The following is an 18,119-nucleotide window of genomic DNA, read 5'->3' as shown; positions in this document are numbered from 1 at the left end:
ATTATCCAAAATGATTATACCCCCGTTTCGCCACAGGAATATTCCGCTCATCGCCGCTTTGTGCCGACTCACGGACGAGCTCCACGCCAACCGACCCCTCCAACGTCTCGCCGATCTCGAAAAAGGAAAGTCCCTCCTCGCGGAAAACTTCACGAACCTCTTCCAGCTTGTCCTTGGCAATCGTTCCTAGCAACACGTAATCTTCGCCGCCATAAAGCATCCATTCCAGCGGATTAAGAGAGGCATCGGCGCCATACGTCTTAAGAGCATCGTCTAACGGGAGACGGCTCTCTCGGAGGACAAGCCGAAGCCCCGAAGCTTCCGCAATCTCCCACGCCTCGCTGGCAACTCCGTCGCTGACGTCGTTCAGGCTGCTGCTCCCATGCTCCAGCAGAAGTCTGCCGGCCCGTACCGACGGAGAGGGACGCCGATGCGCCGCTACAAGAGCAGCACGGCTCTGCCCCGTCTCCCGCTCACCGTCTTGCCCTTGTCCTTGTATCAGCTCAAGATAGCCCGCTTCCACACGCGGCACAACATGCTCCGCTTCCGCACGCGGCGCGACATGGCCCGCCTCAACATCGCCGGCCTGCAACCGCTGCTTCGCAGAACCAGCAGCTCCGCCTCCGCCTGCCTCGGCGAGCAGCAGATGCAGCCCCGCCGCCGACAGTCCCACGGCGCCGGTCAAAAACACGGCCTCACCGGGCTTCGCTCCGGATCGCCGCACCTCGCGTCCCGCCTCGACGGTTCCCGTCAGCGTGACGGATATAACCAGCCGATCCGGCGACGACGTCGTGTCGCCTCCGATCACGGCCACCCCATAGCGCTCGGCGCATTCGTACAGCCCGTCGTACAACCTCCGCATCCGCTCCGGACCGTACGACTTCGGCACGGCGACCGATACGAGCGCATGCAGGGGCACGCCGCCCATCGCGGCAATATCGCTCACATTGGCGGCAAGAGCCTTGTAGCCGACGTCTTCGTCCCTCATCGTCTCGCCGCTAAAGTGCACGCTCTCCACCATCGTGTCGACCGCGAGCACCATGTGCTTGGCGCCAAGGATGCCGTCGCTCGCCCCGGTGATATCGACAGCCGCGGCATCGTCGCCGATACCGAGCGACACGCCTCGCGCGCGCTGCCATTCCGCCGACTGCCGACGCCCCGTCCAAAGCGTTATGCTAGCAAACTCATCCACACCGACAATCTCCCTTTTCTCTTCTTATATCCCCCCATTCTACCCTAAACGGAGCAGGATTCAAAGCTTGCGATACAGACAAAAAACCTCCTACGCCGCGGCTTCTGCCGATTAGCGGGGGAGGCTTCCGTTACGCGCCGCAATCGCCAGCGCTTCTCTCTCGTTATTACAACTCCTTCACTATTGTAATGTGAAGCTGATCCTTAAGCTCGATCTCGTACGGGGACTTGGGCAAAGTCCCATCCGCCTCCATAATGACGCGCACTTTGGGGCGATGCACCGCAAGCTGGTTATTTTCCGTCACCACTACAACTTGACCTGTATTCAGCTGAAGCGTCGTTGCCACGGGGTATACCGAGATATGGCTGCAGAACAGCTTGATCAGATCCAGATCGAAGAACGTGCCGCCGGAAGCGAATAGAAATTCGATCGCCTCGCTTGTCGTATAACGCTTGCGATGCAGACGCGGCGATACGAGCGCATCATAGGTGTCGGCCAGTCCGACGATCTGAGCATATATATGAATTTCATCCTTTTTCAAGTTTCGCGGATACCCCATGCCGTTGAAGCGTTCGTGGTGCTGCAAAGCGCAGTGCGCGGATACGATGGAGATATCGTGATATTTGCGCAAAATATCGAAGCCCAGCTTGGGATGCGAATGCATCAACTCCATATCTTCCTTCGTATAACGTCCCGTCTTGCTCAGCAGTTCCGGCGGCAGCTTCGTCATGCCGATGTCAAAGAGCAGAGCGCCTACGCCCAGCTCCTCCAATTGATTCCGATTGAATCCCTTGGCGATCCCCATAATGCCGGACAATACGGCTACATTGAAGGAATGTTGGAACAAATAGGCGTCCATGGAATGAATACTCGACAGATTGACCAGCATATTCGGTCGAGTAGCAAGATCCTGCATGATGTTGCCGAACACCGCGCGAAAATTGCGCCCTATATCGGGAGCAATCGTCCGACCTTTGGACACGACCTCGTCTTTGAAGGAATTCATGGTTTTATAAATTTCATTGACAGCCTTCGTCCGTGTCTCGTCCCGAATCGTCTCCTCAGGTTCAATGTCCTCGGAAAGCCCGTCTTCAATATATAGAAAGTCGATACCGATGTTGCGAAGCCTCTCGATGTATCGCTCGTTCAATTCAACTCCGGTCCCGAGCAAGACGTTGCCATTCTCTTGAAAGATCGATCTGGCAATCCGATCCCCCGGCTTCGCCATTGCTAGCTGCACTTTTCTCATTTTGTGTATACCTGCCTTCATTGTGAGTCTTTATCCGCGAAGGTGAAGCTCGAAGAGGTTGACATGCATTTATATATTAGCAAACATCATAACGTCTGACTATGTAGCTAATATCCACTTGGCCCGGATGAAGCACAACCTTCTGAACAAAATCTGAACACGAAAAGTGGAAAAAAAAGGACGAAGCAGTCAATCTGCTGTCATCCCTCTCTCGCTCGGAGCAATCCGCTTACGCCAGCTTGCTCTTAACGATCCGGTTGCGTCCGCTATACTTCGCTTCGTACAATGCAGCATCCGCTTCTGCCATCAGTTCGCGCAGATAAGACTTCGGATCAGTCAGATTGTCCAGATCGAACCGGTCGATCGTTCTAACGCCCATGCTGATCGTCACGGAGACAACTCCGTCACCAATGCCGGACGGCACCTTGTTCTGCTCCACAGTCATCTTGACCTGCTCCGCGATAAGGTCGGCCTGCTCCCGATTCGTATGGGGCAAATAGACCGTGAATTCTTCCCCGCCGAATCTGGCCAGCACATCCGTCGGACGCAGTACTCTTCGTACGGCTTGTACCGTGCTGCATAATACTTCGTCGCCGGCAAGATGACCGAAACGATCGTTGATCATTTTGAAATGGTCCAGATCGAAGATAAACAAGGAAAACGGAATGCCGTACCGAATATTCGATACGATCTCGCTTTCGAGCTGCTGCAGCAAGTATCTGCGATTGAAACAGCCCGTAAGGCCGTCCGTAATCGCCATTTGCTCCAGTTTCCTGTTCGCTTGGGACAGCTCGTCCTGCATAACGAGAAGCTCTTTGTTCCGTTGCTGCAGCAGCTCGTTCTGGGAATTCGTCTCTTCTACCAGCATTCTAAGCTCCGTTACATCCTGAAAGGTCAAGACGCGGCCGATTATTCGCTTCTTCCCGTCCAATATCGGGGCCGACTGCACGACCACGTAGCAGATGTCGTTGAAATTGATGTTAAGCTCCACTTCCAGCCGCTCCATGGGACGCATTCGTTGAGACTCAAAGAGCGCCAGCAGCTGCCTGGCCGGCTCATCCTTAAATTGCGCTGCAAGCGAAAACGGCTGGAAGAAATCCCCGATTCGCAGCTTTAGTATCGGTTGCAGCATTTTGTTGATCTCCAGAATGACGTCGTTCTCGTCGATGACAAGAATGCCCGTTGACATCGTATTCATGACGTCGCGCTGCACAATGCCGATGATGTCGAACACTCGGTTTCGGCTGATCGCATTTACGATATAGACGGCCGTCGTTGTCAGGCCGATAGAGATGAGCGGAATGTAGTTGTTCAGAAGATCGATGAAATAGATGTTGACGAGCAGATCTCCAATCGCGAAAAACGCCAACATAAACAATCCGATCAATGCCGTCCGGACCATCTGACGTTGCCGAGTAGATTCGTCTTTCATTCGAAGCTTATGAATCAATAAAATCAGCGACACGGATAGATAAAGCAAGAGCTGTCCGATCATGACCCAATAAAGTGGACCGTGCTGCAACTGCTTGACGGGCCCCAACTCGTTGTTGATTTGCAGGAACATGCCCGCCGGATTCCAGCACACGACCGCAACCGACAGAAGGGCGGGAATCGCCAGAACAAACATCCTGCTCTTGCGAATGACATAGGACTGTCCCGACAGGTAAAGGATGAAGACAAGCCAGCCGACCCCAAGCATCGAAAGTCCTATGTAGGAAGCCGATAGGTACAAGATCCTAAAGGAAGTCTCGGATGTCGTCTGCGATGCGAACTGGAACAGAGGCCACATGATGAAAACGACGTGGAGCAAGAGATAAATGCGATGCAAAACCGTAACCGTGCTTGAGGAAAACACATACAGAAACAGGGCCGCAAGTATCAGAAACATGCTGAAATCGAGCCAGATCATCCAATCCAATAAGGTTCACCCATTCGTTTGGTAGCCATCTATTTCCATTGTAACAAATGTTATTACTCGCGACAATTGCCTATTTGTTGGATGGAAATTATTTTTACCTGGAAACGGGCCATGCTCCCGGTAGCATTCTCTCCAGCGCGGGAGAGAGTCCAAGGAACGACTTGAATGCCTCATACTCATGCCATTTAGACAGAGATAGTTCTTTGCGACCAGAGACCACAGCTCTAATCAACAGATTTTTGGGCGTGTGCTCCGGATCGACGAACTCCAGCATCTGAACCTTGTAGCCCAGCGTCTCCAACAGCTGTCCTCTGACGGCATCCGTCGCCAAGGCGGCGAATCTCTCCTTGAGCAAACCTTGGGACAAGATCGGAGCCAGCACTTCGCTCTCGACTTGACCAAACAGCTCATGCTGGCAGCAAGGCACGGACATGATGACGGAGGCTCCCCATCCCACTGCTTTGGCCAGCGCGGCATCGGTCGCGGTATCGCAGGCATGCAGCGTCACAACCATATCCGCCGATGTCAGACCTTCGTATTCCGCGATATCGCCGACCAGGAATTGCAGCCGGTCATACCCCAGCTTACCCGCAAGCTCCGAACAAAACTGAATGACGTCCGCCTTCAGATCAAGTCCCACTACGGAGATCGGCCGGCCCAGCTCTACCGCCAGCAAATGATACAGCGCAAAGGTCAGGTAAGACTTCCCGCAGCCAAAGTCGACAATCCGCAGCTCCCGTCCGGCAGGCAGATCATCCAGCACATCCGAAACCGTCTCGAGGAATCGATTGATCTGTCGGAACTTGTCCTGCTTCTTGGCGTGCACCCGGCCTTCCGGCGTCATGATGCCCAGCTCCACAAGGAAAGGCACCGGAGTGCCTTCCTCCAGCACGCGGCGCTTCTTGCGATTATGCTCCATGGCGACGGAGCTCTTTGCGGTTGGCGCCAGACGCCGAACCGCAGCTTTCCCCTTCTTGCTAAAAAGCAATTGGACGTCTGCTTGCGGCGTCTTTATTAACGCCTGCCTGTAATCGCCCTTTAAAAGCGATAATAAGGTTTCGGCAGCCTCTTCCTCCTTCATGTTTCGATGGAGCACCTTTGCCTTGTAATGAGACTCGAATTGATAATGCAGCCCATCCTTCATGGCAACCGGCCTTACGACGGTTTTAGGCGGCGTATCGCCATCCTTGCGCCGCGGTTGGCTCAGCGTAGCGTGAAGCAGTTCCCCTCTCTCCATCCATTCCGCTACGGTCCGCTGCCATTCCTCTTGCCCTGTTTCGCTCATTAACCCTGCTCACTCCTCATATGGTTGACGGACAAATCCGTTAATCCTTGCCTGATTTCTTCCCGGGGCAGGCCGCCCTGGACAAGCTTGCCGTCATCCAGCAGCAGCAGCCGCTCATAGACGGCCGCCGCGTCCGCCGCGGACAATGCCATATCCTCAAGCAGCTCGTACATGATGTTCTCCATATCCGCGAAACGGCCTCCCGCTTCATGCCACTCCATCAGAAGCCGCTTTGCGGGAACGGGCAGCTCAAAGGGACGAAGCGTCTCCAGCAGATCCCTCACTTCGTCATCCGGCTGCACCAGCGTCGGCTCTGCTTCCAGCAGCGATAATCGGATGAACAATCGAAGCGACCTGACATAGCCGGCGAAGCTCTCCGTTTCTTTGCCTAGCTCTGCTTGAAGAAGCGCTTCCTGCTTCAGCAATATCGCGATCGCCTGCAGATGATCGGTGTCCGGAAGGCCATTGGTAGACATGACCTTGATCAGGTCGACATCCGACAGCGAGCGGATTAGCTTGCTGCTAAGTCGAAATTCCTTGTCCAGCAGCTCGTCGATAACGAGAAGGCCTTCCTCCTGCTTCCGCTCCCGGCGCAGGTTCATAATCTGACCAATGGCTTCCGTCATCTGCGAGATCATACGCATGAAATAATCCCTTTGGAACAACGCTATTCCTCCCCCAAATACGGAGCCGGCGCGTTCTAGGCGAACAACGGCCGGCTCCGGCTTTCTACTCTATTGATAGTCGACGGCAGACTACCGCACGCTTTCGAGGAAATCCCGGATGGCCGTCTTCAGATCCTCCGGACATTCCAGCATGCTCATATGTCCAGCTTCCCCAAGCTCTACGATTGTCGTCTTACCGCCTGTCGCGGCGAACGCGCTCTCGGCAGGAATAACGCCATCCTTCCCGCCGGCCACGATCAGCACAGGAACCCACGCGTCTCGAATGACGGAACCCCGATCGAATCGTTCCTTCATGCCGCGTGCCGTAGCCGCCGCTCCATGCTGCGACGTTCCTCGTCCAATCTCCTTGCCTCTTGCCACCTGCATATCAAGCTCTTCCAACCGATCGGCGGCGAAGAGCTTGGGCACGAGCCCTTCGACGAAGACGTCGACTCCGTCTCCCTCGATTGTCGCTATCGCTTTATCACGGTTTTCTTTAGCGGCATCGCTGTCCGGAAGCGTCGTGGAATGCAGGAGTCCGAACGCGGTCAGCCTGCTCCCGTACTTCTCCGCATAAGCGAGCGTTATATATCCTCCAAGCGAGTGGCCGATCATGACGGCCTCGCCGATGCCAAGCTGTCCCAGCAGCTCTTCGACATCGCCCGCGAATGCTTCCATCGAATATATTTCATCGGCAGGAGCCGCGCTAATGCCATGGCCTCTCGCATCGGGCGCGATTATTCTTGCGTGCCGCGCCAACTCGGCGATGATTTGTTCCCAATACGAGGAGCTTCCGCAGTAACCGTGTAGAAGCACCAATACCGGTTCCTCCGCCCCCATGCCCTTCGAATCGTAATACGAGAGCTCGAGACCGCTGTCGAGCGTTACGGAACTGTTCGCGATAGAGATTGTCTGTGCGTCAATGCCAGGTTTGCCATTCATACGAAATCCCTCCTCATAGGTGTAATGCCCATCCCCCCGTCTACCGGAAGAATGTTATTGCTTATTAGAGGATGTTCAAAAAGTCCGCTTTTGATCACGAAGTATGCCGAGAAGCGTATTCGACATCGAATATAGAACGCAAGCGAATCTTCCGGTGCTCACGTAGCTTCCACTACGCTCCGCTCCTCAGTTTCTACTTTTATTCCATCTTCTACAGCGTTTTTGAAAAAAACGCAGCATCGGAAGCATACGCTTATGTGCTGAAAACCGAACTTTTTGAACTCTCACTATTATGGATATACCACGCTTCGTTAATAGCTGAAACAATCTCCCTCGCCATTCCCATGACAAGATGCAGCGAAGTGGTCTGCAGCATGCCGTATGCCTTGGGGCCGAACCGATTGACGACGCCTGCGATGGCGTAGTCGCCGATCGGCGGCAATTGGCGTCCCGTCGCCGCTCCCGGCTGCAGGGGGCCGCTCCCTAGCATGTAGCCGCCGATCGATTGCGGCTTGCCCAGACACGCATCGATCGCGATAACGGTCAGAGCGCTCTCGCTCTGTTCTTGCATCGCCGCGGCTGCAGCCCCTTCGACCCGATGGGCGTCGCACGGCTCCGCCAGCGTGCCGATAACGCGCGGCCAGCCGTTTTCCCTCAGCATCGTGCCGACTAGCGGACCCAGCGCATCCCCGGTGGAACGATCGGTGCCGATGCAGACAAACAGAATCTTCTCCCTGTCCGGCTGCAACCGGGCAATGTCGGCGACAAACAAAGCTAACCGTGCGGGAGTTCCGAGCTCCTGTTCAGCCTGCGGCGTCTTGCCGATAATCATACCTTTATTTCCTCCGCTCCTCAGATCCTGGCTACATCCAATCTTCTACAGCTTTTTCGAAAAAAACGCAGCATAGGAGGCATACGCTATTGTATGGATAACCAAACTTTCTGAACTCGCACTTTTACTTTCCTACTCCTCATTGTACCCGATATCGCCCCGCCTCTTCAATTTTGTGGTGCACGCCATATGCAACATGGTACAATGACGAGATCAGCGTCCAAGCAATAAAGGAGGGAACAACCGATGACTGATTTGCAGTCGCCAACACAGGACAATCTCGAGTTCATGATCGAAGCTATCAAGACCAAGCTGAGAATGGCTTCAGGCGCCGCCATGCAAGCCGGAAGCTTCAGCCTCGCCTGCTACGAAGACGTCAAGGATATCTATGACATCGTCGCAAGCAAGGATAAGTTCAGCATCAGCGAAGTAGAAGCGATTGTATCGGAGCTCGGCAAGCTTCGCAAGTCGTAATAATTCCAGAACAACCCATTAATTTGTGTTTTCAGACAAATAATGCGCTCCAATTTCTACAAAATCACGCTGCGACGATTGGCCAGCCCTGAATGAACAAAATCACTCTGACGGGCGAATCAAAAACTCCAAACGTCCAGACACTCACTGTCTAACGGACATAAATGACGCTGTCGATTCATTGTGAGTAACGGAGCTGAAACGTTCAGCTTTCGCTAACGGACCTCAGAGCCTCTATGTGCAGCATTTTCGCGATATTGAAAATCTAACGGACTTAGACGACGCTAATTGGTGCATTTCCGCCCATTCTATGCGGTTTTGACGGAAGTAAGGTCGTCTGTGTCCGTTACAATTTGAACAGGCCCCATTTTTGCGAAATAGCGACTGTGGAGTCCGTTACGATCAGCCTTTACTTAACTGCGCTGCCGTCCACAATGAATCGACAGCCTTCTGGTGTCTGTTAGATTTTTCGACCGTTTTAATCTGCACATGAAACCTATGAAACTTTCCTGTTTTTCCACAAGCAATAAAAAAGGGTGACATCTTTATAATTTTCTTCCCTTTGCGGGAAAAATCGAAAAAGATGTCTACCCTACTCGCTAAACCGGGGGCGATGTACTCGAAATTTCATACTCAATCGATCGCCTAACCCCCCAAACGTCCCATTGCGCTCGAAATTTCATACTCATTCGATCACCTGGCCCTCCCGACGTGCCATTGTACTCGAAATTTCATACTCATTCGATCGCCTGGCCCTCCAAACGCGCCATTGTACTCGAAATTTCATACTCGTGCCTGTCGGTCGTCATATCCGCCTGCTCACTAACCGCCCGTCCCATCCCCGAATTATATAAATCCTGTATAAACAAGGTGATACGGCTGTCGCCGTCCTTAGGCGGCGCAGTAAGTTTCATTCCGGGAAATAGAGCCCAAGTAGAAAAACCGCCAGGGATAAACTGCCCTAACGGTTCTTTACGTTCGATTTTGGCCATATAGCGTGCACATAACGGGCTTGCCGCATATGTATATTTTACGAATAAATGGCTCTTGCCTCATCTTCATTGCGTATTTTTGCTCAATTGACGTACGGTTTGTGAAAATATCCAAATGCCCACGCCAGCATCCCCCTACGTATTCATGCCGCGCGCGTCCACCTTCAACATACGCTCCAGCTTTCCGCCCCGCACTCCAATCAATTCATCACGCAAATTAACCACCGTACAGCAGTGATTTGGAATAATCGATACGACATCGCCGATTCGCAGCGAGCAATCGTCCGGTACTGCCAGTATGCCGTGCTCTTCACTGAGTCTCTCGACGAATATTTCGGGATAATCAGGCAAATAACCATAACCTTTGCGATGGACGCTAACATCGCTGGTCAATGTCTTGGAGCCTGCGTCCACAATGACGGTTCCGGGACGAGGCGTGCTTACGACCGTGGCGTGAATGCGCATAGCGCACTCCGATTCGTCGATCAGACCGGGAAACAACTGCGAGCCATCGCCAAAAACATAAGCGCCCGGACGCATTTCGGTAACACCCGATAGCTGCTTGACAAACTTCGAGGTCGGAGTCGACCCCACGCTAATCTCGGGCACCTCCAGCCCTCTCTCCCGGAGTATTTGCTGAGTGGCGATTAAGGCTTCCGCCTCGGCAAATGCAACTTTTTCCGCTCCCTCTGCATCCCCGCAGCCATAAGAATGGCCTGCGTGCGTCATCAACCCTTTTACTTCAACGCCAGGCAGAGCGCTAATTTGAATCGCGAGCTCGGCCGAAGGCAGCCCGGGCTCCAATCCGCAACGATTTAGCCCCGTATTGATATCGAGATAGAGCGGAATTTTTATGCCCGCAGCGACGCCGACATCCGATATTCCCCTTGCAGCCTCCACGCTGTCTACGCTAACCGTTACACGGATGCCACGCTCAATCAGTGCGGCCAAACGCTTCAGCTTGCCTGCGCCAACCAAAGGAAAGGCGATCAGGATATCGTCGATTCCGCCATCAGCCATCACTTCCGCTTCCCCAAGCTTGGCTACCGTAATGCCTACAGCTCCGTATTCGATTTGTTTCCGGGCAATCCACACGCTTTTATGCGTTTTAATATGCGGACGCAGATTTACCCCCGCTTTGGCGGCAAGCTCCGCCGTTCGCTTTAGATTGGCATCCAGAATATCAAGATCAATCGCCACCGCCGGCGTCTCCATTTGCTCAATTCGCATATCCTTGTCACTCCTCACTGATTGTGGACATGAACCATTTCGCCGTCGAGGAACACTTTGCGGACTTGAATGTCTTCGGTTACAAAAATCAAATTGGCCCGCTTCCCCGTCTCCAAGCTCCCCGCTTCATGATCGATTCCAATAACCTTCGCGGGGTTCAGAGACGCCATCTTGAACAGATCAGCCATGCCGACGCCCGTGTGACGCTTCATGTTATATACGGCGCGATCCATCGTAAGCAAACTGCCGCCCAGCATATAGTCCTCTGCTTGGGCTGGGGAAAATTCGGTTTTTTCGATAAGATTGACATCGACAATAGCGTCATTTACGCCAGTTCCGTCCATCGCATCCGTAATAATGATAACTTTATCCGCCCCTTTGACCTTCAGGATAAACTTGAGCATTAGCGGGCGAACGTGACGGCCTTCGCTGTCGGGAATAACCTCGGCATATATCTCGTCGCTGAGCAGAACCGCTTCGTCAACACCTACCTCCCTCGTTCCGGCATAGCGGGAGGGCGACGGCGTGGTGCCGCTTGCATTTGTGCAATGGCAGCCGATGCGAAGTCCGTACGGCACACAGTCCAGCACCGTCTCCGCAGCTGCCTCCGAATGGCCGACCGAAAATGTGATGCCATAGCGCGAGGCCTCCTCCATAAATTGCCTCTGCCCCTCCAGCTCGGGTGCCAGCGTCCATACTTTGATTTGCTCGCCCGCCATTTTGAGAATCTCCCGGTACTCCGTCGGATTCACCGGACGAATCGGGGATGTAATCGCCCCGTACTTAGGATTAATATAAGGCCCTTCCATATGAATCCCCGCTATAGAGCGGCCGTAAGCTTTTGTATCCAACTGCGCTTGCAGTATCCTGCGCAGCCCCTCCGCTATCTGCTTCTCCGATTCATTATACGAGAAGGTTGGCAAAATGGACGTCGTACCATAATTCAAATGAAAGCGGGCAAACGCGGCAGGATTCTCGAAGGACCAATGGCCGCCGCCGCCATGACAATGAATGTCGACAAACCCCGGAGCTACATACAGCCCTTCGGCATCAATCAGCTCCGCATCCGCAGACGGCGTCAGATCGCGTGCCTCGCCGCAAGCGACAATTCGTCCTTGATCGAACCAAACGACTCCCTCGTCAATCAAGCCGCGCGGTGTAACAACTTTTGCGTTAACGATTACTTTCATCCTCGCTCTTCCCCCCAAGCCATGGATATAATCAATTTTCAAACGGAAGACAGCTTTATAAACTGGCCTCCGTCAACAACCATCGAATGCCCCGTCATATAGGAGGAATCGTCCGAAGCAAGGTACAACGCAGCCGCGGCTATTTCCTCGGGATTCCCTATCCTGCCCAATGGAATCGTTCTCAAATAAGGCTCGATCGCCTGCGGATTATCGATTAGGGGCTGGGTCAGCCGAGTATGTATAAATCCCGGACAAATTCCGTTCACCCTGATGCCATGCGGCGCCAACTCCAGCGCCATCGACATTGTAAGCGAATTGATTCCGGCTTTCGAAGCGTTATAATGCACTTGATCCCCTTCAGCGGCCAAGCCGTTAACGCTGGATATATGAATAATCGAACCTTTGCCTTGCTTTATCATTTCCCGAGCGACGGCCTGCGCGCACAGAAACGTCCCTTTCAAGTTAACGTCGATGTGCAAATCCCAATCCGCTTCCTCAATATCAAGGAAAGGCGCGGGCTTGCAAACTCCGGCACTATTGACCAGCGTATCGATCGGTCCGAAAGCCGCAACAGCCTCCGCTGCCATCCGCTCAACATCCGCCTTGCTCCGAACATCGGCCAATACGGCTGTCGCCTTGCCTCCGAAATCGAAAATGGACTGCACCGTTTCATCCAATGCCTTACGTTCATTCCCTGACACTGTCACCCTTGCGCCCTCGCGCGCAAATCTGTACGCAATAGCCTGGCCAATGCCGCTGGATCCGCCTGTCACGAGAGCATGTTGATTTAATAGTCGCATGAGCCCCTCCTGATAAGTTGAAACAAATAGGATTTACAACCCGAAACGGGTGTGATATGTTTTGATTATAAAACCTTGGTTTCAAAATAGCAAAACAAATGTTTTTATGCCAAATGGGAGGTTAATATGAAACTGCTAACTTTTAATCAAGATGGCCAGCAGAAGCTAGGAATCGCCACACCGCAAGGAGTGCTGGACGTCTCGCAAGCAATCGGCGCGTTCGGCCGGCAGGACGCCAACATCCCCGCCACCGTCATGGAAGCGATTACAGGCGGCGATGACTCGATTGCCAAGCTGCGTAAGCTTGTCGATCAAGCGCTAGAAGCTTCCGAGCGTTCCACTCTGTTCCTGAACGAGACGGAGCTCACGCTGGGACCTTGTGTAACGCATCCTAACAAAATCATTTGCGTCGGACTAAACTACCGCAAGCACGCCGAAGAAACCAATGCGCCTATTCCGCAATTCCCGATTCTGTTTAACAAATTCAACAACACGCTGACCGGTCATGGATATGATGTCGCTCTGCCCAAGGTCTCCTCGAAAGTGGACTACGAAGCGGAGCTTGTTATCGTCATCGGCAAGGAAGCCAAGTATGTGGACAAAGACAGCGCGCTTGATTACGTATTCGGTTATGCTTGCGTCAATGACTTATCCGCCCGCGATCTGCAGCTTCGTACATCGCAATGGCTGACTGGCAAGTCGTGCGACGGCTTCAGTCCGCTTGGCCCTTATTTGGTCACCGCCGATGAGACTGGAAATCCGAATGATCTGGAAATCCGCTGCACCGTCAACGGTGAGATCAGACAAAACTCCAATACCGCCGATATGATTTTCCATTGCGACGAGATTGTCAGCTATATTTCGCAATATATGACGCTCGCGCCGGGAGACATCATTTTGACCGGAACCCCGGAAGGCGTAGTGCTCGGATACCCCGAAGAAAAGCAAGTATGGCTGAAGGACGGCGATATCGTTACCGTTGAAATCGAGAAGTTAGGCAAGCTGACCAACCGCATGGTAGCGGAAGCAAGGCTGTAGAAGTATTCCAAAACTTAAGGAGAGATGCACGATGTCCCAACAAATTCATACAAGCGACGCACCCGAATTTCCCCTTCCGTTCTCGCAAGCGCTGCGCGCCGGCGATTTCGTATACGTCTCAGGCCAGGTTGGCGTCGATCCAAAGACGCGCCAGGTAGTCGGCCATACGATTGAAGAACAAACGGAGCAATGCTTGCGCAATATCGAAACGATATTGAAGGCTGCAAACTTAACGCTCGATCATGTCGTGAAAACAAACGCAATCGTATCGCATCTGGAAGATTTTCCCGGTTACAACCAAACGTATGAGAAAATAATGAATCGGCCGTTCCCGGCGCGCACCTCGGTGCAAAGCGGCATTGGCGATTATTTGGTCGAGATCGATGTGATCGCCTACGTCCGCTCGGTCCGAGGGGAAGCCGAATGACCCTGCGAATTGCGGTTGCCGGAATTCTCCATGAAACCAATACATTTGCTCCCGGAATGACCGGGCTTGAGCATTTCAAGAGCGAGAGCGTCAATGGACTTGACGCCTATCTCCTCCGCTATGGCGGCACACGCACTTCAATGGGCGGCGTTATCGATGCGGCCAGGCGGCATGGCGTCCAGCTGACACCCGGCTTATATACCGCAGCTACGCCAAGCGGCATGGTGGAAGCGGCGGCAGCCGACGTTCTGATCGATAATGTCGTCGATTCCATTGACGGCGATATATCCGGCCTCGTGCTCATTATGCACGGAGCGATGGCGTCCGAGCAGTACGACGATCTGGAGGGCGAATGCCTCAGACGGCTGAGGGCGAAGCTAGGCGACAGGCTGCCGATCGCCATGACCATAGATCTTCACGGCAATGTGAGCAAAGATATGGTTCGGCTTGCCGATGTCATTGTCGGCTACGATACTTATCCTCATGTCGATATGCACGAAAGGGCGGAAGAAGCGTTCGATCTGCTTGTTCGATATATACGGCAAGAAATCAAGCCAACCCGATCCTATGGCCACACGGGCATGCTCGTCGTTCCGCAAGCGATGATGACCGAAACCGGAAGTATGAAAACAATAATGGACCGCGCCTTCGAAATAGAATCGGATCCGCAAATTTTGAACGTAACCGTCGCGGGAGGGTTTCCATACAGCGATGTTCCCGATGCGGGGATGTCCTTTATCGTAACCGCCGACAACGATCAACAACTGGCGGATCGTTATGCGGCCGAACTGGTTCGGCTAACCATCGATTTGAAGGAAAGCTTCGGCCTTGACCACCTGTCCCCCGACGAAGCAATCGCAGCCGCGCTTGCAGAAGCGTCAGGCCCCGTCATTCTTGTGGAAGGCTCGGATAATGTCGGCGGCGGAGCGCCTGCGGACGCCACTCATACTCTCCGACAATTGGTCGGTATCCAGGAGAGGGCATTAATCGTAATTAGGGACGAACAAGCGTCAAGCCTCGCATTCGAGCTCGGCGTCGGCTCGATCTTCCAAGGTCCGGTCGGAGGCAAGAGCAATCCGCTGCATGGCGAACCCGTCGAAGTAACCGGGAAGATCCGCTTGCTGTTCGACGGCCAATATCGCCACGTCGGCGCGTATATGACCGGACAGCTTGCTTTCATGGGCAGAACAGCGGTTGTCGAGTGCGGACAACTAACGATTGTCATAACGGAGAAACGCGTGGCGCCATGGGATCTGGGCCATATTCGCTATGCCGGACTTTGGCCGGACGACTTCAAAATAATCGTAGTCAAATCCGCAATCGCTTGGCAAACCGCATTCGGTGCATTCGCCAAATCTGTCATTTACGTTGATACTCCAGGCTGCTGCAGCGCCAATCTCGAGCATTTTCACTATGAGCGCGTATCCAAGCCGATATATCCATTCGATCCCGAGCCCCAACCAAGGTTTATATAAAAGGTTGTTCAAAACTATAATTAAAGGGAGGAATCCTGTTGTCATTAAATGTAGAGAAATCCAAACAAATGCTGCTCGAATCCCAAAAATATTTGGCGGGAGGCGTAGCCTCGACACTTCGCGCTTCTATGAAGCCGACGCCGCTATTCGCGGAGTCGGGAAGCGGTTCCCGAGTACGCGACGTTGACGGCAATGAGTATATCGATTACTTGCTTGCTTACGGTCCGCTCATCCTTGGTCATGCCCATCCCGCGATGGCAGAGGCGATGAATGAAGCAACGAAGCGCGGATTCACTTACGGATTGCAGCATGATGGCGAGATTAATCTGGCGAAGCTGCTTACCGAGTTGCTTCCGTGCGCCGACAAAGTCGCGCTAAGCGGCTCGGGCACCGAAGCCGTCATGCTGGCGCTTCGATTGTCCAGAGCATATACCGGCAGAACGAAAGTCGTCCGGTTCCATGGTCATTTCCACGGCTGGTCCGATGCGATATTCACTTCCTTCTTGAGCCCGGATATGAAGCAATCCTCCGCAGCCCAAAGTTTTATGGCTTCCGCTCCTCCCGGAACAGGAGGTCAGAGCGAGAACAGCCTGCAGGACATTATTATGCTGCCTTGGAACGACATCGAAGCTTTCGAAGCGTTGATTGCCAAGGAAAAGGACAGCATCGCTGCGGTTATTACGGAACCTATAATGTGCAATAACGGTTGTATTGGGCCGAAAGCCGGTTATTTGGAACGTATACGCAAGCTGACGGAGCAAAGTGGCATCGTTATGATTATGGATGAGGTCATTACCGGATTCAGGCTGGGCCTTGGCGGGGCTCACGGCAAACTGGGCTTGAAACCGGACCTGGTAACGATAGGCAAGGCGCTGGGAGGCGGTTTCGCAATTAGCGGCGTTGCCGGCAAAGCCGACATTATGGCGTTGATCGAAAAAGGCACCGTAGGCCATCTGGGCACGTTGAACGGAAATTTTGCCGCCACATCCGCAGCTCTCGCCGTTCTTCACGAGCTTGGCAAGGATAACGGAAGCAGCTTTCCGCGTATGGAGAAATTGTTCAACAGATTAGTAGCCGGCCTTCGCGAGCTATTGAATAAACATGGCGTCCAAGGACTTATCAACCAGGCGGGACCCGTCTTCCACTTCATGTTTACGGAGGAGAAGCAGGTCGAAGACTTCGACACCTTCAATAAGCGCGATGCCGCCAAATACAGCCGATTTGCCGAGCTGATGCTGGAGGAAGGCGTACTTGTGCGCCCCAGCGGATTATGGTATATTTCTACCGTTCATACCGAAGCGGATATCGAAAATACTATACAAGCGGCGGATCGCGCTTTGGCCAAGCTGGCGCTTTGACAGGATCATAAGCTTATAGAGGTCGTTCAAAAAGTCCGATTCCCATTACGAAGTATGCCCAGAAGCTTACTCGACATCGAATATGGAACGCAACCGAACCTTCCGGTGCTCACGTAGCTCTGCTACGCTCCGCTCCTCAGTTTCTAGTTGCCTTCCATCTTCTCGGTACTGAGAACCGAACTTTTTGAACACGCACTTATGGCGGCAAACGGAGGTAGTATCAGTTGAGTAAAGAAATTGAGGTTAAAAATGAGCGGTATACGATTCAATCGATAGATAAGGCGCTTGATTTGCTGGAACTGCTCTCGGAGCACGGTTCGCTTAGCCTGATCGAGATTACCAATCTTCTCGAGCAGCCCAAATCGTCCACCTTCCGCATTATTCTTACCTTGGAAAATCGGGGATTCATCAGCCGCAGCGATGAGGACGGCAAATATTGCCTTGGCTACAAGCAGCTCATGCTGACCCGAAATCTACTCGAACGAAACACGCTCCGCACTGCCGCATTGGCGGAAATGAAGACATTGTCCGAGCTATATGGCGATACCGTCAATTTGGGCGTCTTGGTGGATAATCAGGTGCTGTACATCGAAATCGTTGAAAGCACGCACGCGCTAAGAATGACCGATACGATCGGTTCCCGCTCGCCCTTTCACGCCACAGCGATGGGAAAAGCAATTGCCGCTCATATCCCGGAGGCGTCGGTGCGTGAACTGGTCGACACATGGGGCCTGCCGGTTATTACTCCCAATACGATTGGTACAGTGGAGCAATTGTTGTCGGAACTTGAGCTTACTCGCAAGCAAGGTTATGCGCTGGACGACGAAGAAATCGTCGAAGGAGCTCGCTGCGTCGCGGCGCCGGTGTTCGATATGTATGGCCGTCCGATCGGCGCGATCAGCGTCTCCGGCGCCATGCACAGATTCAAGCAAGAGATGCTCCCCGAAATCTCGCAGCATGTTCGCGACGCGGCTTTGATCGCTTCCCAAAAGCTCGGGTTTGAAGCATAGATACGATCTTTTGTTGTTTAACTCCAATTCATCCGAATTCTT

General features: G+C 53.2%; 17 protein-coding genes. 6 read left to right on the top strand and 11 right to left on the bottom strand.

Annotated features, from left to right (window positions below; all coding sequences use genetic code 11):
* Position 1: 1 nt before the first annotated feature.
* The 7 genes from H7F31_RS09820 to yyaC form a co-directional block, all read right to left on the bottom strand.
* Positions 2–1,192 (bottom strand): thiamine-phosphate kinase, encoded by a 1,191-nt coding sequence (locus H7F31_RS09820; RefSeq protein ID WP_187103997.1) that lies wholly within the window; start codon positions 1,190–1,192, stop codon positions 2–4.
* 166 nt (positions 1,193–1,358) lie between these two features.
* Complete coding sequence (locus H7F31_RS09815) at positions 1,359–2,441, bottom strand: HD-GYP domain-containing protein (RefSeq protein WP_187103996.1); 1,083 nt, start codon at positions 2,439–2,441, stop codon at positions 1,359–1,361.
* Between the two features lie 229 nt (positions 2,442–2,670).
* Positions 2,671–4,350 carry a histidine kinase N-terminal 7TM domain-containing diguanylate cyclase gene (locus H7F31_RS09810; RefSeq protein WP_261800493.1) on the bottom strand — a complete coding sequence of 560 codons (1,680 nt, stop codon included), beginning with the start codon at positions 4,348–4,350 and terminating at the stop codon, positions 2,671–2,673.
* Positions 4,351–4,453: 103 nt separating this feature from the next.
* Complete coding sequence (locus H7F31_RS09805; protein WP_187103994.1) at positions 4,454–5,644, bottom strand: class I SAM-dependent methyltransferase; 1,191 nt, start codon at positions 5,642–5,644, stop codon at positions 4,454–4,456.
* On the bottom strand, positions 5,644–6,309 hold the full coding sequence (locus tag H7F31_RS09800) for a DUF6483 family protein (RefSeq protein ID WP_187103993.1): 666 nt from the start codon (positions 6,307–6,309) through the stop codon (positions 5,644–5,646). Before H7F31_RS09800 ends, H7F31_RS09805 begins: the two co-directional genes overlap by 1 nt.
* Positions 6,310–6,399: 90 nt before the next feature.
* Complete coding sequence (locus tag H7F31_RS09795) at positions 6,400–7,251, bottom strand: alpha/beta fold hydrolase (protein WP_187103992.1); 852 nt, start codon at positions 7,249–7,251, stop codon at positions 6,400–6,402.
* A 253-nt stretch (positions 7,252–7,504) separates the two neighbouring features.
* Positions 7,505–8,083, bottom strand: a complete 579-nt coding sequence (gene yyaC, locus H7F31_RS09790; protein ID WP_187103991.1) for a spore protease YyaC — start codon at positions 8,081–8,083, stop codon at positions 7,505–7,507.
* 246 nt (positions 8,084–8,329) lie between these two features.
* Here yyaC and H7F31_RS09785 point away from each other — a divergent pair, with 246 nt between their 5' ends.
* The gene (locus tag H7F31_RS09785; RefSeq protein WP_108993061.1) at positions 8,330–8,557 is read left to right on the top strand and encodes a DUF1128 domain-containing protein; all 228 of its coding nucleotides are present in this window, start codon (positions 8,330–8,332) and stop codon (positions 8,555–8,557) included.
* Positions 8,558–9,294: 737 nt separating this feature from the next.
* Here the strand turns inward: H7F31_RS09785 and H7F31_RS09780 are convergent.
* The 4 genes from H7F31_RS09780 to H7F31_RS09765 form a co-directional block, all read right to left on the bottom strand.
* Positions 9,295–9,549, bottom strand: coding sequence for a hypothetical protein (locus tag H7F31_RS09780; RefSeq protein WP_187103990.1), 255 nt, complete (start codon positions 9,547–9,549; stop codon positions 9,295–9,297).
* 135 nt (positions 9,550–9,684) lie between these two features.
* On the bottom strand, positions 9,685–10,779 hold the full coding sequence (locus H7F31_RS09775) for an alanine racemase (RefSeq protein WP_187103989.1): 1,095 nt from the start codon (positions 10,777–10,779) through the stop codon (positions 9,685–9,687).
* Positions 10,780–10,793: 14 nt separating this feature from the next.
* A complete protein-coding gene (locus H7F31_RS09770; RefSeq protein ID WP_187103988.1) occupies positions 10,794–11,969 on the bottom strand; it encodes an N-acetylglucosamine-6-phosphate deacetylase in 1,176 nt (391 codons plus the stop codon).
* Positions 11,970–12,007: 38 nt separating this feature from the next.
* The gene (locus tag H7F31_RS09765; RefSeq protein WP_187103987.1) at positions 12,008–12,769 is read right to left on the bottom strand and encodes an SDR family NAD(P)-dependent oxidoreductase; all 762 of its coding nucleotides are present in this window, start codon (positions 12,767–12,769) and stop codon (positions 12,008–12,010) included.
* A gap of 126 nt (positions 12,770–12,895) precedes the next feature.
* Between H7F31_RS09765 and H7F31_RS09760 the strand changes: the two genes are divergently transcribed.
* From H7F31_RS09760 to H7F31_RS09740, 5 genes are all read left to right on the top strand, one after another.
* The gene (locus H7F31_RS09760) at positions 12,896–13,807 is read left to right on the top strand and encodes a fumarylacetoacetate hydrolase family protein (RefSeq protein ID WP_187103986.1); all 912 of its coding nucleotides are present in this window, start codon (positions 12,896–12,898) and stop codon (positions 13,805–13,807) included.
* A 31-nt stretch (positions 13,808–13,838) separates the two neighbouring features.
* Entirely contained in the window at positions 13,839–14,234 is a 396-nt protein-coding gene (locus tag H7F31_RS09755) for a RidA family protein (protein WP_187103985.1), read from the top strand.
* Positions 14,231–15,709, top strand: coding sequence for a M81 family metallopeptidase (locus tag H7F31_RS09750; RefSeq protein ID WP_261800367.1), 1,479 nt, complete (start codon positions 14,231–14,233; stop codon positions 15,707–15,709). The genes H7F31_RS09755 and H7F31_RS09750 overlap by 4 nt, the downstream gene beginning before the upstream one ends.
* 38 nt (positions 15,710–15,747) lie before the next feature.
* A complete protein-coding gene (locus H7F31_RS09745) occupies positions 15,748–17,067 on the top strand; it encodes an aspartate aminotransferase family protein (RefSeq protein ID WP_261800366.1) in 1,320 nt (439 codons plus the stop codon).
* Between the two features lie 224 nt (positions 17,068–17,291).
* Positions 17,292–18,077, top strand: coding sequence for an IclR family transcriptional regulator (locus tag H7F31_RS09740; RefSeq protein WP_187103984.1), 786 nt, complete (start codon positions 17,292–17,294; stop codon positions 18,075–18,077).
* The last annotated feature ends 42 nt before the right edge of the window (positions 18,078–18,119 follow it).

Source organism: Paenibacillus sp. PAMC21692, assembly GCF_014303795.1.
GTDB lineage: Bacteria > Bacillota > Bacilli > Paenibacillales > Paenibacillaceae > Pristimantibacillus > Pristimantibacillus agaridevorans.
The sequence above is the reverse complement of the archived record's forward strand: the minus strand, read 5'-3'. Positions and strand labels throughout refer to the sequence as shown.

Coding starts and splice junctions, on each gene's coding strand:
- H7F31_RS09815 (WP_187103996.1), bottom strand. CDS start 2,441: ATGAGAAAAGTGCAGCTAGCAATGGCGAAGCCGGGGGATCGGATTGCC.
- H7F31_RS09810 (WP_261800493.1), bottom strand. CDS start 4,350: ATGATCTGGCTCGATTTCAGCATGTTTCTGATACTTGCGGCCCTGTTT.
- H7F31_RS09805 (WP_187103994.1), bottom strand. CDS start 5,644: ATGAGCGAAACAGGGCAAGAGGAATGGCAGCGGACCGTAGCGGAATGG.
- H7F31_RS09795 (WP_187103992.1), bottom strand. CDS start 7,251: ATGAATGGCAAACCTGGCATTGACGCACAGACAATCTCTATCGCGAAC.
- yyaC (WP_187103991.1), bottom strand. CDS start 8,083: ATGATTATCGGCAAGACGCCGCAGGCTGAACAGGAGCTCGGAACTCCC.
- H7F31_RS09785 (WP_108993061.1), top strand. CDS start 8,330: ATGACTGATTTGCAGTCGCCAACACAGGACAATCTCGAGTTCATGATC.
- H7F31_RS09780 (WP_187103990.1), bottom strand. CDS start 9,549: ATGGCCAAAATCGAACGTAAAGAACCGTTAGGGCAGTTTATCCCTGGC.
- H7F31_RS09775 (WP_187103989.1), bottom strand. CDS start 10,779: ATGCGAATTGAGCAAATGGAGACGCCGGCGGTGGCGATTGATCTTGAT.
- H7F31_RS09770 (WP_187103988.1), bottom strand. CDS start 11,969: ATGAAAGTAATCGTTAACGCAAAAGTTGTTACACCGCGCGGCTTGATT.
- H7F31_RS09765 (WP_187103987.1), bottom strand. CDS start 12,769: ATGCGACTATTAAATCAACATGCTCTCGTGACAGGCGGATCCAGCGGC.
- H7F31_RS09760 (WP_187103986.1), top strand. CDS start 12,896: ATGAAACTGCTAACTTTTAATCAAGATGGCCAGCAGAAGCTAGGAATC.
- H7F31_RS09755 (WP_187103985.1), top strand. CDS start 13,839: ATGTCCCAACAAATTCATACAAGCGACGCACCCGAATTTCCCCTTCCG.
- H7F31_RS09750 (WP_261800367.1), top strand. CDS start 14,231: ATGACCCTGCGAATTGCGGTTGCCGGAATTCTCCATGAAACCAATACA.